The sequence below is a fragment of the Reyranella soli genome (assembly GCF_007992495.1).
GTDB classification, from domain to species: domain Bacteria; phylum Pseudomonadota; class Alphaproteobacteria; order Reyranellales; family Reyranellaceae; genus Reyranella; species Reyranella soli.
Genome location: NZ_BKAJ01000025.1, coordinates 1 through 15,453 on the forward strand (window position 1 = coordinate 1; position 15,453 = coordinate 15,453).

Genomic DNA, 15,453 nt, shown 5'->3' on the forward strand with positions numbered 1-15,453 from the left:
ACCTCCGGTCCGCCTCATGATCATGAGCGGATCGGAGGTCCGCGCCCCCAAGAAGACTTTGAGCGGGCCTGGAGGCCCGCGGTCCGCAGAATATGATTCGGGAGGGCGACCATGGCCGCGACCTATCAGGTCCTCGTTGACGATCTGAAAGCGCTGGGCGTCGAACAGGTGTTCGGCCTGATGAGCGACGACACGGCCGTCTTCGCCACGGCGCTCGACAGCTCCGGCATCCGCTTCTACGGCGCGCGTCACGAGAACAATGCCATCGCCATGGCCGAAGGCTATTCCTACGGCACCGGCGGCCTTGGCGTGGCCGTGATCGGCCGTGGCCCAGCGACGGCCAACGGCCTGCACGCCACGACCTACGCCAGCCGGTCCGGCTCGCGCGTTCTGATCATTTTCGGCGAGCAGGCGGCCTCGTCAGGGGCGGTCAACACGCTCGGACCCGACTACAAGGGTTTCAACGCCAGCGGTGTGCTGGGCGCCGCCGGCATCCGCACCTTCGTTGCGACCAGTCCCGAGACGGCCCGCGGTGCGCTGGCCGATGCCGCGAATGCGGCGCTGCAGGGAGGGGCCGCCGCCCTGCTGCTGCCGGTCAATGTCCAGTTGGCCGAGCTCGATCTCGCCAAGGCGCCGCCGCCTCCTGCGCTGGCCAAGCCACGGCCACCGGCGCCGCCGCGGCCTCAGGCCATCGTGGCAGCAGCGGCCCTGCTGCGCCAGAGCCGCAAGCCCTTGATCCTGGCCGGCATGGGCGCCCATCGCGCCGGCGCCAAGGCCGCGATCGAGCAGCTCGCCGATCGCGTCGGCGCGCTTCTGGCGACCTCGGCGCGCGGCAAGGACATGTTCCGCGGCCATCCGGCCAATCTCGGCATCGTCGGCTCGTTCTCCCATTCGGCCGCGCGGCGCCTGATCGACCAGGCCGATTGCGTGCTGGTGTTCGGCGCCGGGCTGAACCTGCTCACCATGAGCTTCGGCCATTCGCTGCCCAAGGTGCCGCTGATCCAGGTCGATGCCGACCGCAGCCATATCGGCCGCTGGCATCCCGCCGACGTGGCGGTGGTGGGCGATGCGCGCCTGGCGGCCGAGGCCCTGCTTGAGGCGCTGCCGCCGGGCTCGAATGCCGACCGGCCGTTCCGCTCCGATGAGACGCTGGGCTTCCTCTCAGGCTTCGACATCACCCGCGACTTCGAGCCCGCCAACACGCCGCGCACGGTCGATCCGCGGGCCCTGGGGGCGGCGCTCGAGAAGCTGCTGCCCAAGCAGCGCAACCTCGTCTACGACGCCGGCAATTTCCTCGGCATCGTGCCGTATCTTTCGGTGCCAGGACCCGGCCATTTCAAGCTGACCAGCGACTTCGCTTCGATCGGCATGGGCTTCGGCACGGCGCTCGGCGTCGCCAAGGCGCGGCCCGACGAGACCACCGTGCTGGTCGTGGGCGACGGAGGCTTCCTGATGACGCTCGGCGAGCTCGAGACGGTGGTACGCGAGGACCTGCCGCTGGTGATCGTGCTGATGAACGACTGCGCCTATGGCGCGGAGCTGCACTTCTTGAAGATGCGCGACCTGCCGGTGGCGAAGTCGGTATTCCCCGACGTCGACTATGCGCCGATCGCCGAGGCCTTCGGCTTCCAGGCAGCGACCATCCGGACGCTGGACGACCTGAAGAAGATGGCGCCACTATTGGCCAAGCCCGAGGGTCCCGTGCTGCTCGACTGCAAGCTGAACGCCGCGGTGGCCGCGCCGTTCATGAGCGAGTTCCACGAATTCGAGACGAGGAAACACTGATTCGATCAGGCTCGGCGCGGCGGCGCTGCGGTCGAGCCCCGCACGGCAAGGCGCGGTTCGAGGACGACGGCTCTCGCGCTGCCCTCCGGAGCGCGGCCGCCGATGCGGTCGAGAAGGCCGGAGATGGCGGCTTCCGCGATCGCGGCTGACGGCTGCATGACCACCGTGAGGCCCGGCCTCATGATGGCGGAGAACGGCAGATCGTCGACGGCGATCACCGACAGGGCGTCCGGCATCGCAAGCGCGCGATCCGTAACGGCGCGCAGCAGGCCGAGCGTGAGGTGGTTGTTCGTGGCGAGGATTGCCGTCGGCCGTTCGGCGCGGTCGAGGAGGGCGAGCACCGCTCGATAGGCCGCCTCTTCGTTGAAGCAGTTCCTGGCGATCAGTTGTTCGTCGAGGGCGATGCCACCCGTGGCGAGGGCTTCGCGGAACCCGTCGAGCCGATGGCGGGCGATCGGGTGCTCGGGCGAACCCATGACGATGGCGACGTGCCGGTGCCCGAGCCGCAAGAGATGCTCTCCGGCGAGATACCCGGCCATGCGGTTGTCGATCGTGACGGAATCGGCCTCGAGCCCGTCCAGCATGCGGTCGACGAGCACCAGCGGCTGCGGCAGGCGTGCCAGCGCGCCGATGCGGCCGCGCCAGCTGTCTCGTACTGGAATCAGCAGGATGCCGTCGACGCGCTGGGACAGAAGCATCCCGAGATGCCGCTCCTCGCGCTCCGCGTCCTCGCTGCTGTTGCACAAGATGACGGAATAGCCCGCCGCACTGGCCAGCTGCTCGATGTGCTCGACGAGCTTGAGGAAGAACGGATTGGTAATGTCGGCGACGAGCAGGCCGAGAATGCGCGTCGCACCGCTGCGCAGGCTGCGGGCGCTGGCGTGCGGCGCATAGCCCAGCGTGCGGGCGGCAGTGTCAACGCGTTCGCGCAGCGCCTCACTGACCTTGCCTGAGTCGTTCAGCGCCTTGGAGACGGTGGCCACGGATACGCCGGCCAGCCGCGCGACTTCGCGGATTGTCGGCAGCACGGCGCCACTCATTGATCCTCCAGCATAAAAACGTTTTTACATATTAGCCGATATGGAAGGGAGGCTGCAAGTTTATCCCCTTTAAATCCATTCATCTTGCGTCTAATGCCCGTTCGTGTAGTCTTAAAAAAACGTTTAACTACCAAATGGGAGGGGATTGTGGCGCGAGCCGCCGATGACCGTCGTTCGCGCCGCAGCGCAGCCACGCGGGGGTGCTCATGATCGCCTACGTTCTCGGGCGTCTGCTCGCCGCGATCCCCGTTCTCTCCGCGGTGGCGGCCTTCGTCTTCCTGCTCCTCAGTCTCGTGCCGGGCGACCCGGCGGTGGTCATCGCGGGCGACCTCGCCACGCCTGAGCAGGTGGAGGCAATCCGCCGCTCGCTGGCGCTCGACCGGCCACTAGTCGAGCGCTTCGTCACTTGGCTCGGCCACATGCTGACAGGCGATTTCGGCAACTCGCTCTTCTCGGGAATCGCCGTCTCCGAGCTCATCGTGCAGCGCATCGAGCCGACGCTGGTGCTGGCATTGATGACCATCGTCATCGCAGTCACCGTCGCCGTGCCGCTTGGACTCGTCTCCGCCTATCACCCGACAGGCATCGTGGCCCGGCTTACCATGGCGGGAGCGGTGCTCGGATTCTCACTGCCCGTCTTCGTCGTCGCTTTCGGGCTGGTCTACGTCTTTGCGCTCGGCCTCGGCTGGTTTCCCGTGCAGAGCTACGTGCCGCTGTCGGAAGGTCTCGCCGGCACGCTGCATTCGCTGGTGCTGCCGGCGGTCGCGGTGTCGTTTCTTTACATCGCGCTCATCGCGCGGGTGACGCGGGCGGCGGTGCTCGAGGTGCTGCGTGAGGACTATGTGCGCACCGCCCACGCCAAGGGCCTCGCCGCGCGCCTGATCCTGACGCGGCACGTACTGCGCAACGCCGCCGTACCTGTCATCACCATCATCGGCATCGGCTTTGCCGCCCTGCTCGGCGGCGTGGTGGTGACCGAGACGGTGTTCAGCATTCCCGGCCTCGGCCGGCTCACCGCCGATTCCATCCTGCGCCGCGACTATCCCGTGGTGCAGGCGCTGATCCTGCTGTTCTCGACCGTCTATGTGGCCGTCAACCTCGCCGTCGACATCGCCTACGTGCTGGTCGACCCGCGCATCAGGTACTGAGGCGCGGCGATGGCGATCACGGTCTCATCCGACTCGACGGGACGGGGGCTGGCACGCGGCCGATCCTTGGCGGCACGCACGGTGCGCTTCGTCGCACATCGGCCAGTCCTTGCCGTCAGCAGCGGTATTCTGCTTCTCTTCGTCGCAGTGGCGCTGCTGAGCCCGTGGCTTGCCGGAGATCCGGGGACGCTCAACCCGCCGAGGCGGCTCAAGCCGCCCTCCGCCACGCAGTGGTTCGGCACCGATCACGTCGGACGCTCGGTCTTCGACCGCACGCTGTGGGGTGCGCGCATTTCGCTTGGCGTCGGCTTCGCCGTCGCCATCACGACGACGGTGGTCGGCGTGCTCGTCGGTATCGTCGCCGGCTATTTCCGGCTCGCCGACACGGTGATCATGCGGGCGATGGACGCGGTCATGGCGATCCCGGCCATTCTCCTCGCCATCGCACTCGTTGCCCTCGTCGGCTCCTCGCCACTCGTCATCGTGACGGCGATCAGCGTGCCCGAGATCCCCCGCATGGCCCGCATGGTGCGGGCCAGCGTCCTGGTCCTGCGCGAGCAGGCCTATGTCGAGGCAGCCATCACCTGTGGCGGGCGCGTGCATTCGATCCTGCTGCGCCACATCCTGCCCGGGGCGGCGGGGCCGATCCTGGTGCAAGCGACCTACGTCTTCGCCTCGGCGATGATCCTCGAGGCAATCCTGTCCTTCCTCGGCGCCGGCACGCCGCCGAACGTGCCGAGCTGGGGCAACATGATGGCCGAGGGGCGACAGTATCTGCAGCTGGCGCCCTGGATTCTCGGTTTCCCGGCGCTCGGACTCGCGCTCGTCGTGCTCTCCGTCAACCTTCTTGGCGACGTATGGCGCGACATGCTCGACCCGAGTCTGGCGCCGAGTGCTGCAGGAGTGACGCGATGACTGCGCCACTACTGAAGGTCGAGGATCTCACGATTTCGCTCGCCTCCGATGGCGGGTCGCTGCCCCTCGTCAAAAGCCTCTCGTTCGAGATCGCAGCGGGCGAGACGCTCTGCCTCGTCGGCGAGAGCGGTTGCGGCAAGAGCCTCACGGCGCTCGCCATCATCGGCCTGCTCAACCGCAGGATCATGCGTGCGAGCGGAGGGGGTATCTTCTTCGAAGGGCGCGACCTGCTCTCGGCAGATGCCGAGGCCATGCGCCGTCTGCGTGGCGACCGCCTCGCCATGGTCTTCCAGGAGCCGATGACCTCGCTCAATCCGGTGCAGCAGGTCGGCCGCCAGATTTCGGAGGTCATCGTCGAGCATCGCGGCACGAGCGAACGGGAGGCCGAGCGCGAGGCGGTACGCCTGCTCGACCTTGTGCGTATTCCCGATGCCGCGCGCCGCGCGCGCGACTTCCCTCACCAGTTGTCCGGCGGCATGCGCCAGCGCGTCATGATCGCCATGGCGCTTGCCCTGCGGCCGGCACTGCTCATTGCCGACGAGCCGACGACCGCGCTCGACGTCACCATTCAGGCGCAGGTGCTCGCGTTGATGGACGAGCTGCGCCGCGAGTTCGGCACAGCGCTCCTGCTCATCACCCATGATCTCGGCGTCGTCGCCGAGATGGCCGATCGCGTCCTCGTCCTCTATGCCGGTCGGGCGGTGGAGGAGGCGCCGGTCGAGCAGCTGTTCGATCAGCCGACCCACCCCTACACGCGCGGGCTGCTCGATGCCATCCGGCAGCTCCTGAAGCCCGATATCGAACGTCTCGCCGAGATTCCCGGCACCGTGCCGGTCCCGGCGAAGCTCGACCGTGGTTGCTCCTTCGCCGAGCGCTGCGGCCTTGCAATGCCGATCTGCGGCGAGAAGCGGCCGGTCCTCGGTCCGCGGGGGAGCCGCCACAGCGCCGCCTGCTGGCTCGGGCATCTACCCGTGGAACAGCCGGCATGACGCCCGCCCTCGAAGTGGCTCATCTCAGCAAGACCTTTGCTGCGCGGCGCGGTCCTTTCGGGCTTCTCGGCCGGCGTGTGGTGCGCGCTGTCGAGGACGTGAGCTTCACCGTCGAGGCCTCTCGCACGCTGGCGCTCGTTGGTGAAAGTGGCTGCGGCAAGACGACGATCGGGCGGATGGTGGTACGGCTTGCCATACCGAATGCCGGCAGCATCACGGTCGAGGGCGAGGACTTCACACGTCTGTCGGGAGAGGCGCTGCGTCGCAAGCGCCAGCGCGTGCAGATGGTGTTCCAGGATCCCTTTGCCTGCCTCAATGCCCGCATGACGGCGGAGGCGATCGTCGCCGAGCCGCTCGTCAATTTCGGCCTCGGCGATGCCGCCACCCGCCGACGACGGGTCCGCCAGCTCTTCGACCAGGTCGGCCTGCCCCAGACGTTTCTCGACCGGCTGCCGCACCACATGTCGGGCGGCCAACGCCAGCGACTCGGCATCGCGCGGGCGCTCGCTGCCAAGCCGGCCGTCATCGTCGCCGACGAAGCCGTGGCGGCGCTCGACGTCTCGATCCGCTCGCAGATCCTCAATCTCCTCAAGGATCTGCAGCGCGAGACCGGCGTCGCCTACCTCTTCATTTCCCATGACTTGTCCGTGGTCCGCTATCTCGCCGACGAGATCGCCGTGATGTACCTCGGGCGCATCGTCGAGAAGGGGCCTGTCCGCTCGGTCTTCGACACGCCGGCACATCCCTATACGCAGGCCCTCATCGGCGCCATTCCCGCATCACACCCGCGTGAACGCCGGCGGCGGGCTTTGCTCGACGGCGAGGTGCCGAGCGCCGCTGCGCTGCCGATCGGTTGCCCCTTCCGCACGCGCTGTCCGCTCGCGACCGACATCTGTTCCCGGGAGCCGCCGCCGCTCGTGACCGTGCGGCATGGGCATGCCGCAGCCTGCCATCACATCCACGCGAATGAAATGACAACTGGAGGAACGACGACATGAACCGGCTCAAGCAAGTGATCGCAGCGCTCGCGGCGGTGGGAACCATCGCCTCGGCGGCACCCGCCGCTGCCGAGAGCGTCCTGCGCGTTCGCCCGTTCGGCGATCTCAAGCAGATCGATCCCGTGATCACGTCGGACTACATGGTCCGCAACCACGGCTACATGGTCTACGACACGCTGTTCGCCCTCGACGAGGTGATGCAGATCAAGCCGCAGATGCTCGAGCGCTGGCAGGTCAGCCCCGACGGCCTGGTCTACACGTTCGTGCTGCGCGACAAGCTTGCTTTCCACAACGGCACGCCGGTGACCGCCGCCGACGTCGTCGCTTCGCTGGAGCGCTGGGGCAAGCGCGATGGGCTTGGCCAGCAGCTCATGGCGTTGACCAAAAGCCTCACGGCGAATGACGATCGCACCGTGACGCTCGCGCTGACACAGCCGTGGGGCCTGGTGCTGGAAGCGCTCGGCAAGCCGAGCTCGAACGTGCCCTTCATCATGCCGGCTGGCATCGCCAAGACGCCGGCGGATACCGCCATCACCGATGCGACCGGCTCCGGCCCTTTCATCATGAAGCGCGAAGAGTGGGTGCCGGGCTCCAAGGTCGTCTATGTCAGGAATCCGAACTACGTTCCGAGGGGCGAGCCGCCGAGCGGCCTCGCCGGCGGCAAGACGGCAAAGGTCGACCGCGTCGAGTGGCGCTACATCCCCGACGCGCAAACGGCGCTCAACGCGCTGCAGGCAGGCGAGATCGACATCTTCGAGGAGGTGCCGCCCGACTTCCTGCCGATGCTGAAGGGCAATGCCAAGATCCGCACGGCGCCGCAGGACACGATGGGCATGCAGATGGTCTTTCGCATGAACACGCTCGTGCCGCCGTTCAACAATCCGAAGGTGCGCCAGGCCATCCGGTACATGATCGACCAGGAGATGTTCGCCCAGGCCTATGTGATGGACCCGACCCTCTACAAGAACTGCCCGAGCTTTTACATGTGCTCCTCGCCCTATTTCACGGATGCGGGCTGGGTGAAGCCGGACTTGGCAAAGGCGAAGAAGCTGATCGTCGAAAGCGGCTATGACGGCACGCCCGTCGTGGTACTCCATGCGACCGAGAGCGGGCCGACCAACACCTTCAGCCTTGTCGCCGAGCAGCTGATGCGCGACATCGGCCTCAAGGTCGAGCCGCAGGCGATGGACTGGGGCACGCTCGTCGGGCGCCGCGCTTCGAAGGCGACGGTCGACAAGGGCGGATGGTCGCTGTTCATGTCGGGACCGACCGGGGCGGACATGATGGATCCCGCCGGACACCTCGGCCTGCGGTCGAACTGCGACAAGGCGTGGTTCGGCTGGCCTTGTGATGAGGAAATCGAGAAGCTGCGGGCGGAGTTCTCGCTCGCCACCGACCTGCAGAAAAAGAAGGAGCTGGCCAAGGCCATCCAGCTCCGGGCGGTGGAGGTCGGACCCTACTGGCCAGCGGCGCAGCTCTATCTGGTGCGCGCCATGCGCTCGAACGTCGAGGGTGCGCCCAAGGCGGCGGTCCCGGTGTACTGGAACATCTCGCTGAAATAGGCGTGCGGAGCTATCTTCCGGACCGCGAGCCGGAGGCTCGCGGTCCGGAAGAGCATGAGGATCAGCCCCCCGCGACCCCGATCGCCTCGACGTAGAGCGCATACACCGACTGGCTCGCCGTCATGAACAGCCGGTTGCGCTTGCGGCCGCCGAAGCAGAGGTTGGCGCAGCGCTCGGGCAGCAGGATGCGGCCGATCAGCGTGCCGTCGGGCGCGAACACCGCCACGCCGTCCTCGCCCTCGCCACCGGAGAAGCCCGCCCATACGTTGCCCTCGGTATCTATACGGATGCCGTCGGCGAAACCCTTGCCGTCGAAGAACAGCCGGCCGTTGACGGCCTTGTCGCCCTGCACGTCGTAAACGCGCGTCGACCTGGGGCCGTCCGGCGTGTCGACGACATAGAGCTTCTTCTCGTCGGGCGAGAAGGCGAGCCCGTTCGGCCGCTCCATGTCGTCCACCGCTATGGTCAGCGCGCCGCTCTGGGGATCGAGGCGATAGACGCGGTAGGGCATCTCCTTGGGCGCCTTGTCGCCCATATAGTTGCCGCGGATGCCGGCGCCGTTGTCGCTGAACCAGATCGAGCCGTCGGATTTGACGACTACATCGTTGGGGCCGGTGAGCCGCGTGTTCTGGAAGGAGGAGGCGAGCACTGTCACCGTGCCGTCATGCTCGGTGCGGGTCAGCGTGCGGCTGCCGAGCTCGCAGGTGATCAGCCGGCCCTGGCGGTCGCGCGTGTTGCCGTCCGGGTAGCCCGCCGGATTGCGCAGCGTGGCGACCGCGCCGGTGATCTCGTCCCAGCGCAGCAGTGCGTCGTTGGGAATGTCGGAGAACAGCAAATAGCGGCCATCGCCGTAGTAGGCCGGCCCTTCGGTGAAGCGAAAGCCGGTGGCGATGCGCTCGATGGCGGCCATCGGCACCACTAGATGCCGGAATCGCGGGTCGAGCACGATTATATCGGGATCGGGATAGCGGATCGGCGCCGAGGATTCCCAGCGCGACGGATTGGAGCTCACTTCAGTTTCCCCCTCATTCCAAAGCCGCAATGCGGACTGCGGACGCCGACGTCCGTTCGTCACCGTCGTATTGTACTGTCCAGTGGTCAAGCAAAGGGGAAACGCCATGCCGATGCCGGCTGAGACCGACACCACGAGTCCCAAGTACCTTCGCGACAAGTACGCCATCGTCGGCGTGGGCGAGACGACCTACACGCGCGGCTCCGGAATAACGACGCGCGCGCTCGGCACCTGGGCGGTGCGCAACGCCATCGAGGATGCCGGCCTGAAGGCATCCGACATCGACGGCATGTTGTCGTACCAGTCCGGCGATTCGACGTTCTCGACGTTCATCGCCGGCGATCTGGGCCTCCGACTCAACTTCTACATGGACGTTTTCGGCGGCGGCTCGTCGACCGAGGCGCTGATCGGCATGGCGATCGGCCTGATGGAAGCCGGCATGTGCAAGGCCGTGGTGATCTTCCGCGCCATGAACGGGTTCAGCCAGGTGCGCATCGGCGGCACCGGCGCGCGCGCCGCGGCGCCGGTATCGGGCGATGCCCTGCACATGCGCGCCTACGGCTGGCAGAGCGCCGGCCAGATGTTCTCGCCGACCTTCATGCGCCACATGTATGACTACGGCACGCGGCCCGAGCAGGTCGCCACCGTCAAGGCGATCCACAGCGAGCACGCCTCGAACAACCCGAAGGCCTTCTACAAGAAGCGCTTCACCGTCGACGAGGTGCTGGCGAGCCGCATCATCTGCAAGCCATTGCATCTGCTCGATTGCTGCGTGGAGACTGACAACGCCACGGCCGTGGTCGTGACCAGCGCCGACCGGGCCAAGGACTGCCGCCACCCGCGCGCCTTGATCAGGGGCGTCGTCGGGCGCTGCAGCAAGCCGCGCACCGACATGCACTACCAGACCGGCCCCATCTCGACCGTCGCTGGCCACTACGCCAAGGACATCCTGTGGCCGAACTCCGGCGTCGGGCCCGAGGACATCGACATCACCGGCTCCTACGACGCCTTCACCTTCACCACCATGCTGCAGCTCGAGGATTACGGCTTCTGCAAGAAGGGCGAGGGCGGTGACTACGTGAGCAACGGCACGATGCGGCTGGGCGGCCGGCGACCCAACAACACCAGCGGCGGCCATCTCTGCGAGGGCTATACGCACGGGATGAACATGGTGATCGAGAACGTGCGGCAGCTCAGGCACGACGCCGACGATTCCTGTCCGATCGGGCCCGACGGCAAGCGCCAGCACACCTACGACTACCGCGAGGGCGGTTGCCGCCAGGTCAAGAACTGCGAGGTGTCGGCCAACCTGGGCTGGGCCAATCCCGGTACGGGCTCGGCCATGGTCATGCGGCGCGGCTAAGGGAAGGGGAGAGAACCATGGGAATCCAGACCACCTATCTCGGCATGCCGCTGCAACTCGACGATCTCGACGTCGAGAACCTCGCCTTCTTCAAGCATTGCTCGGCGCACAACTTCCACCTCCAGAAGTGCGCCAAGTGCGGATTGCTGCGCTATCCGCCGACCACGGCCTGTCCGTGGTGCATGAGCCCCAAGTCGGAGTGGGTGCCGGTCGACGCCAAGGGCGCGGTGCATTCCTACACCGAGGTTCATCACGCCATTCAGCCTGCCTTCAAGGCGCATACGCCGTATCTCATCCTGGTGGTCGATCTCGACACCCAGAAGGGCAAGCCCACCGAGCACGAGGCCCTGCGCGTGGTCGGCAACCTCACGACGCCAGATGGCAAGCTGGCACCACCCGACATGGTGCGCAAAGTCGGCATCGGCACGCGGGTCCGCATGGTGTTCTCCGACGCAGGCCCCGGGCTCGCGATACCGCAATGGACGATCGACGAGGGCACCAAGCAGCCCGACAAACCGTGGCGTTATCCGCAGGAGTAGGGCAAGCTCGCGCCACGAAAGGGATCATGCATGGCTGACAAGCCCAAGGACCGCCGTTCCATCGAAGCCCTGGCCAACCTGCTGCCGAGCGGTGTCATAGGGCTGTCGATCGCCCTTGCCGCCGCCGACGCAGCCGCGGCGACGACCGAGGCGCCGGCGGAAGACAAGTCGGTCGCCACCCGCCTGGAGGCGCTGCGCGGGTCGGTGACGGATGCCTGGAAAGAGGCGATGGAAAAATCCGAGCCCTATGTCGGCGTCGACCCCGAGACCAAGCTCGCCTGGTGGGGTAACGGCTGGCGCAATGGCGGCTGGCACAACGGTGGTTGGCGCAACGGCGGCTGGCACAATGGTGGCTGGGGCAACGGCTGGCACAATGGCGGCTGGGGCAATGGCTGGCACAACGGCGGTTGGGGCAACGGGGGCTGGGGCAACGGCGGCATCATCGGCGGCATCCTGGGCGGCATATTCGGCGGCCCGTGGGGCAACGGCTGGCACAACGGCTTCCGCAACTGGTAGCTCATTGCCGGAGCGCGGACCTCCAGGTCCGCATCTTGTCATCCTGAGCGCAGCGAAGGATCTCATGCCGATTGCAACCGGCGATGAGGTCCTTCGCTGCGCTCAGGACGACAGATATGAGCGGACCAGGAGGTCCGCGCTCCGGCAAGATTAAGGCCTGAACTGCAGCGGCCGCGGCGCCAGTCGTGACGGCTGGCTGATCAGGCGCCAGGCGTCGGCGACCCATTCGCAGGCGAGCTGGCGCGTGTCGCGCGGGTCGATCATCTCCTCGATCTCGAACCGGTTCAGCGGCCCGATCGGCCCGCGCACGCTCTCGATGCGGGCATTGATCTCGGCGCGCAGGGCGGCCGGATCGGCCGCCTCGGCGAGCTGGCGCTTGTAGGCCGCCTCGATGCCGCCCTCGGGCGGGATGCCCCCGACATCGGCCGACGGCCAGGTCACGCGCGCCGACGCGGCCGAGCGCGGCGTCGCATAGTTGTTGCCGGCCACGCCGAAGCTTCGGCGCATCAGCACCGTGAAGATCGGCACCGTGACCTGGGCGAAGGCCACCATCCATTCGCCACCCTTGCGGATGGTGCCGGCGATCTCATGCTCGATGCCGACGGCGAAGCCCGGATTGTCCACGAGGTTCAGCACCGGCAGATGGAAGAGATCGCACACGTCGAGATGACGCTTGAGCTTGTCGCAACCATCCGCCGTCAGCGCGCCGCCATTCACATGCCGGCTGTCCGAGGCGATGACACCCATCGGATAGCCGTTCATGCGCACGAAGCCCGTGACCTGGTCGGTGCCCCACAGCGGCCCGACTTCGAAGAAGGAATCCTTGTCGGCCAGCAGCCAGATGGCGCGCCGCACATCGAACGTCGCCGTGCGCTTACGCGGCACCAGGGTCAGCAGCTCTTCCTCGCGGCGGTTGGCCGGATCACCGGATGTCGTGACCGGCGGCGCCTCGTAGACGCTCGACGGCAGGTACGACAGGAAGCGCCGCGTCTGCGCCATCGCCTCTTCCTCGGACTCGGCGAGATTGTCGACCGAGCCGTTGCGGCAGTGGATGTGCCAGCCGCCGAGGTCTTCCTTGGTGACGTCGTAGCCCATGGCGTGGCTGACCACCGGCGGGCCGGCGACGAAGAGCTGCGAGATGTCGCGCACCATCACCGAGAAGTGGCCGAGCACCGCCTTGGCCGCGCCGATGCCGACCACGCTGCCTAAAAGCATGTTGACGACCGGCACCGAGGCGAGCTGCTCGGTATAGAAGGTGCTGCCGAGATGGCCGGGCAGGAACGAGCCGCCGCCGCCGACCACGCGGGGTCGGCCGGCCTTGATGGCGCCGGTGCTCTCCTTGGCTGCGGCAGATCCCGTTGTCTGGCCGTCCTGCTTGGGCACCATGGTGGCGACGCTGCCGCCGCCCGACGAGCCGTCGAGCAGGCGGATCGAGGGTGTGCGCAATTCGATCGAGAGCTGGTCGAGATAGCGCGACTTGTGGCCGATCGCGCCGTCGGCATGGCCGCCGCGCGAGGTGAAGTCGTCGGCGCAGACGATGCAGGGGCGGTTGTCGATGCGGCCCTGGCCGCCGACATGGCTCGCCGGCGTGAACTCCGCGACGTTGCCGTCCTCGTCAAAGGTGGCGAAGCCCGCCAGGCTGCCGACCTCGCGGAAGCTGCCGCGATCGAGCAGCCCGTCGATCCGTTCGCGGCAGGTGAGCTTGCGGCGATTGCGCTGGCGCACCACGCCAGGATCGGTCGAGCCGGGCGCCAGCCGCTTGTGGGCAATCGCCTGCAGGGCCGAGACCTTGTTCAGCATCGGCTGCCAGCCTTCGTCCGCCGCTGTCGCCGGAGCAGCGCGGGTCGCGCCGGCGGCCGGCTTGATCACGGCGAGGATCTGGCTGCCATCGACAGCGTCGCCGACCGCGATTGGCGCCAACGTGGTCACCGTGCCGGAGCAGGGCGCTGCGACGGAGGTCTCCATCTTCATGGCGCTGACGACGAACAGCAGGTCGCCCGCCTTAACCTCGGCGCCTTCGCGCGCCTTGATGTCGACGACTGAGCCCGCATGCGGGCTTTCGATGGCCTCGTGCCCGGTTGGCACCGGCAGGGGCCGGGGAGGCGGCGCGCCGGCGCCGCGGCCGCGCCCTAGGCTCTCGACCTGCTGGTCGAGGAATTTCAGCGCGCCTGTCTTCGCCTTCGCGGGCTCGATCGCCTCGGCGAGCAATGTCGTGCGCGCATTGCCGGCGCGGAACTCCGGATGGGCCAGGATCGCGCGCAGCTGGTCGCCGTTGGTCGGCACGCCGACGATGTGGAACTCGTCGAGGGCGCGGCACGTGCGGTCGACGGCGGAGTCGAAGCAGCCCGAGGACCCGGATTGGCATATGAGCTTGGCGAGGAGGGGATCAAATTGCGGCGGCGGCACCAGGCCGACGTAGCCGCAGGCATCGACCCGGACGCCCGGCCCGGACGGCTCGCGATAGGCGCTGAGCGTGCCCGTGCCCTGCGCCACCACGCGCGCCTGGACGGCAAAGCCGCGCGGCGTGCCGACCGCCTTCTGGTCGGCGAGGCCAAGGGCTGTGAGAGTGGCCCCGGCGGCGACGCGGAACTGTGCCTCGACAAGGTCGAAACCCATGACCTGCTCGGTGATGGTGTGCTCGACCTGGATGCGGGGATTGCACTCGATGAAGAAGTGCTCGCCGGTCTCGGGATTGACCAGGAACTCGACCGTGCCGGCATTCTCGTACTCGGCGGCGCGGGCGAGTGTCACGGCATCGTCGAGGATGCGCTGCCGCAGGCCGGCATCGAGGTTGGGCGCGGGCGCCACTTCGATGACCTTCTGGTTGCGCAATTGCACCGAGCAGTCGCGCTCGAAGAGATGCACGACGTTGCCCTTGCCGTCGCCCAGCACCTGCACCTCGATATGGCGCGGCCTGGGCACGATCTTCTCCAGGAACACGGCGCGATCGCCGAAGGCGGCCTCGGCCTCGCTCTGGCAGCGTGCGAAGGCGTCGTCCATTTCCTCTGGCCTGGTCACGGCACGCATGCCGCGCCCGCCGCCGCCGGCCGAGGCTTTCAGCATCACCGGATAGCCGATGGACTTGGCGCGCTCCTTGGCCTCTTTGGCCGAAGCCAGCGCAGGCGCACCCGGAATGACGGGAATGCCCTGCGCCTCGGCAAAGGCCCGGGCTGCGACCTTGTCGCCGAACAGTTTCAGGCTTTTGGGCGACGGTCCGATGAAGCGCAGCCCTTCGGCCTTGCAGCGCTCGGCAAAGAGGGTGTTCTCCGACAGGAAGCCGTAGCCGGGATGGACGCAATCGCTGCCACTGGCCTTGGCGGCGGCGATGATCGCTTCGATGTCGAGGTAGCCGCGTATGGCGTCACCGCCGATCTCGCGCGCCGAGCCCGCCAGCCTGGTGTGCAGCGACATCGAATCAGGCTGGGTGAAGATCGCCACCGAATCGACGCCGAGCGACGCCGCCGCCCGGGCGATGCGGATCGCGATCTCGCCGCGATTGGCGATCAGGACGCGCTTGAACATGTCTATTCTCCTCGGAGTCTTCCGGACCGCGCGCTTCCAGCGCGCTCATGAGCGCGCTGGAAGC

12 protein-coding genes are annotated in these 15,453 nt (G+C 67.4%); 9 read left to right on the plus strand and 3 right to left on the minus strand.

The genetic code is table 11. The features are described 5' to 3' along the window. Positions 1 to 111: 111 nt before the first annotated feature. On the plus strand, positions 112 to 1,785 hold the full coding sequence (locus RSO01_RS06855) for a thiamine pyrophosphate-binding protein (RefSeq protein ID WP_147147524.1): 1,674 nt from the start codon (positions 112 to 114) through the stop codon (positions 1,783 to 1,785). 5 nt (positions 1,786 to 1,790) lie between these two features. Here the strand turns inward: RSO01_RS06855 and RSO01_RS06860 are convergent, their stop codons facing one another. After that, positions 1,791 to 2,825: a LacI family DNA-binding transcriptional regulator gene (locus tag RSO01_RS06860; protein ID WP_147147526.1), complete on the minus strand. Its 1,035-nt coding sequence runs from the start codon at positions 2,823 to 2,825 to the stop codon at positions 1,791 to 1,793. A gap of 206 nt (positions 2,826 to 3,031) precedes the next feature. On the opposite strand from RSO01_RS06860, the gene RSO01_RS06865 reads away from it, so the two are divergent. The 5 genes from RSO01_RS06865 to RSO01_RS06885 are packed head-to-tail and all read left to right on the plus strand — an operon-like array spanning position 3,032 to position 8,437. Next, the gene (locus RSO01_RS06865) at positions 3,032 to 3,973 is read left to right on the plus strand and encodes an ABC transporter permease (protein WP_147147528.1); all 942 of its coding nucleotides are present in this window, start codon (positions 3,032 to 3,034) and stop codon (positions 3,971 to 3,973) included. A gap of 9 nt (positions 3,974 to 3,982) precedes the next feature. Continuing rightward, entirely contained in the window at positions 3,983 to 4,888 is a 906-nt protein-coding gene (locus tag RSO01_RS06870) for an ABC transporter permease (protein ID WP_147147530.1), read from the plus strand. Further along, complete coding sequence (locus RSO01_RS06875; RefSeq protein ID WP_147147532.1) at positions 4,885 to 5,877, plus strand: ABC transporter ATP-binding protein; 993 nt, start codon at positions 4,885 to 4,887, stop codon at positions 5,875 to 5,877. Before RSO01_RS06870 ends, RSO01_RS06875 begins: the two co-directional genes overlap by 4 nt. Beyond that, on the plus strand, positions 5,874 to 6,875 hold the full coding sequence (locus tag RSO01_RS06880; protein WP_147147534.1) for an ABC transporter ATP-binding protein: 1,002 nt from the start codon (positions 5,874 to 5,876) through the stop codon (positions 6,873 to 6,875). The genes RSO01_RS06875 and RSO01_RS06880 overlap by 4 nt, the downstream gene beginning before the upstream one ends. Further along, positions 6,872 to 8,437, plus strand: coding sequence for an ABC transporter substrate-binding protein (locus RSO01_RS06885; protein WP_147147536.1), 1,566 nt, complete (start codon positions 6,872 to 6,874; stop codon positions 8,435 to 8,437). The genes RSO01_RS06880 and RSO01_RS06885 overlap by 4 nt, the downstream gene beginning before the upstream one ends. A 61-nt stretch (positions 8,438 to 8,498) precedes the next feature. Here RSO01_RS06885 and RSO01_RS06890 read toward each other — a convergent pair whose 3' ends face one another. After that, entirely contained in the window at positions 8,499 to 9,449 is a 951-nt protein-coding gene (locus RSO01_RS06890) for an SMP-30/gluconolactonase/LRE family protein (RefSeq protein WP_246158158.1), read from the minus strand. 106 nt (positions 9,450 to 9,555) lie between these two features. Between RSO01_RS06890 and RSO01_RS06895 the strand changes: the two genes are divergently transcribed. The 3 genes from RSO01_RS06895 to RSO01_RS06905 are packed head-to-tail and all read left to right on the plus strand — an operon-like array spanning position 9,556 to position 11,867. Then, the gene (locus RSO01_RS06895; protein ID WP_147147540.1) at positions 9,556 to 10,812 is read left to right on the plus strand and encodes a thiolase C-terminal domain-containing protein; all 1,257 of its coding nucleotides are present in this window, start codon (positions 9,556 to 9,558) and stop codon (positions 10,810 to 10,812) included. A gap of 17 nt (positions 10,813 to 10,829) precedes the next feature. Next, complete coding sequence (locus RSO01_RS06900; RefSeq protein WP_147147542.1) at positions 10,830 to 11,351, plus strand: Zn-ribbon domain-containing OB-fold protein; 522 nt, start codon at positions 10,830 to 10,832, stop codon at positions 11,349 to 11,351. A 30-nt stretch (positions 11,352 to 11,381) separates the two neighbouring features. Next, complete coding sequence (locus RSO01_RS06905) at positions 11,382 to 11,867, plus strand: hypothetical protein (RefSeq protein ID WP_147147543.1); 486 nt, start codon at positions 11,382 to 11,384, stop codon at positions 11,865 to 11,867. 150 nt (positions 11,868 to 12,017) lie between these two features. On the opposite strand, the gene RSO01_RS06910 is transcribed toward RSO01_RS06905, so the two are convergent. Continuing rightward, positions 12,018 to 15,389 carry a carboxyl transferase domain-containing protein gene (locus RSO01_RS06910; RefSeq protein ID WP_147147546.1) on the minus strand — a complete coding sequence of 1,124 codons (3,372 nt, stop codon included), beginning with the start codon at positions 15,387 to 15,389 and terminating at the stop codon, positions 12,018 to 12,020. Between the last annotated feature and the right edge of the window lie 64 nt (positions 15,390 to 15,453).

Bases quoted from the DNA above. Each gene is read 5' to 3' on its own strand.
- RSO01_RS06855 (WP_147147524.1), top strand. From the start codon at position 112: ATGGCCGCGACCTATCAGGTCCTCGTTGACGATCTGAAAGCGCTGGGC.
- RSO01_RS06860 (WP_147147526.1), bottom strand. From the start codon at position 2,825: ATGAGTGGCGCCGTGCTGCCGACAATCCGCGAAGTCGCGCGGCTGGCC.
- RSO01_RS06865 (WP_147147528.1), top strand. From the start codon at position 3,032: ATGATCGCCTACGTTCTCGGGCGTCTGCTCGCCGCGATCCCCGTTCTC.
- RSO01_RS06870 (WP_147147530.1), top strand. From the start codon at position 3,983: ATGGCGATCACGGTCTCATCCGACTCGACGGGACGGGGGCTGGCACGC.
- RSO01_RS06875 (WP_147147532.1), top strand. From the start codon at position 4,885: ATGACTGCGCCACTACTGAAGGTCGAGGATCTCACGATTTCGCTCGCC.
- RSO01_RS06880 (WP_147147534.1), top strand. From the start codon at position 5,874: ATGACGCCCGCCCTCGAAGTGGCTCATCTCAGCAAGACCTTTGCTGCG.
- RSO01_RS06885 (WP_147147536.1), top strand. From the start codon at position 6,872: ATGAACCGGCTCAAGCAAGTGATCGCAGCGCTCGCGGCGGTGGGAACC.
- RSO01_RS06895 (WP_147147540.1), top strand. From the start codon at position 9,556: ATGCCGATGCCGGCTGAGACCGACACCACGAGTCCCAAGTACCTTCGC.
- RSO01_RS06900 (WP_147147542.1), top strand. From the start codon at position 10,830: ATGGGAATCCAGACCACCTATCTCGGCATGCCGCTGCAACTCGACGAT.
- RSO01_RS06905 (WP_147147543.1), top strand. From the start codon at position 11,382: ATGGCTGACAAGCCCAAGGACCGCCGTTCCATCGAAGCCCTGGCCAAC.
- RSO01_RS06910 (WP_147147546.1), bottom strand. From the start codon at position 15,389: ATGTTCAAGCGCGTCCTGATCGCCAATCGCGGCGAGATCGCGATCCGC.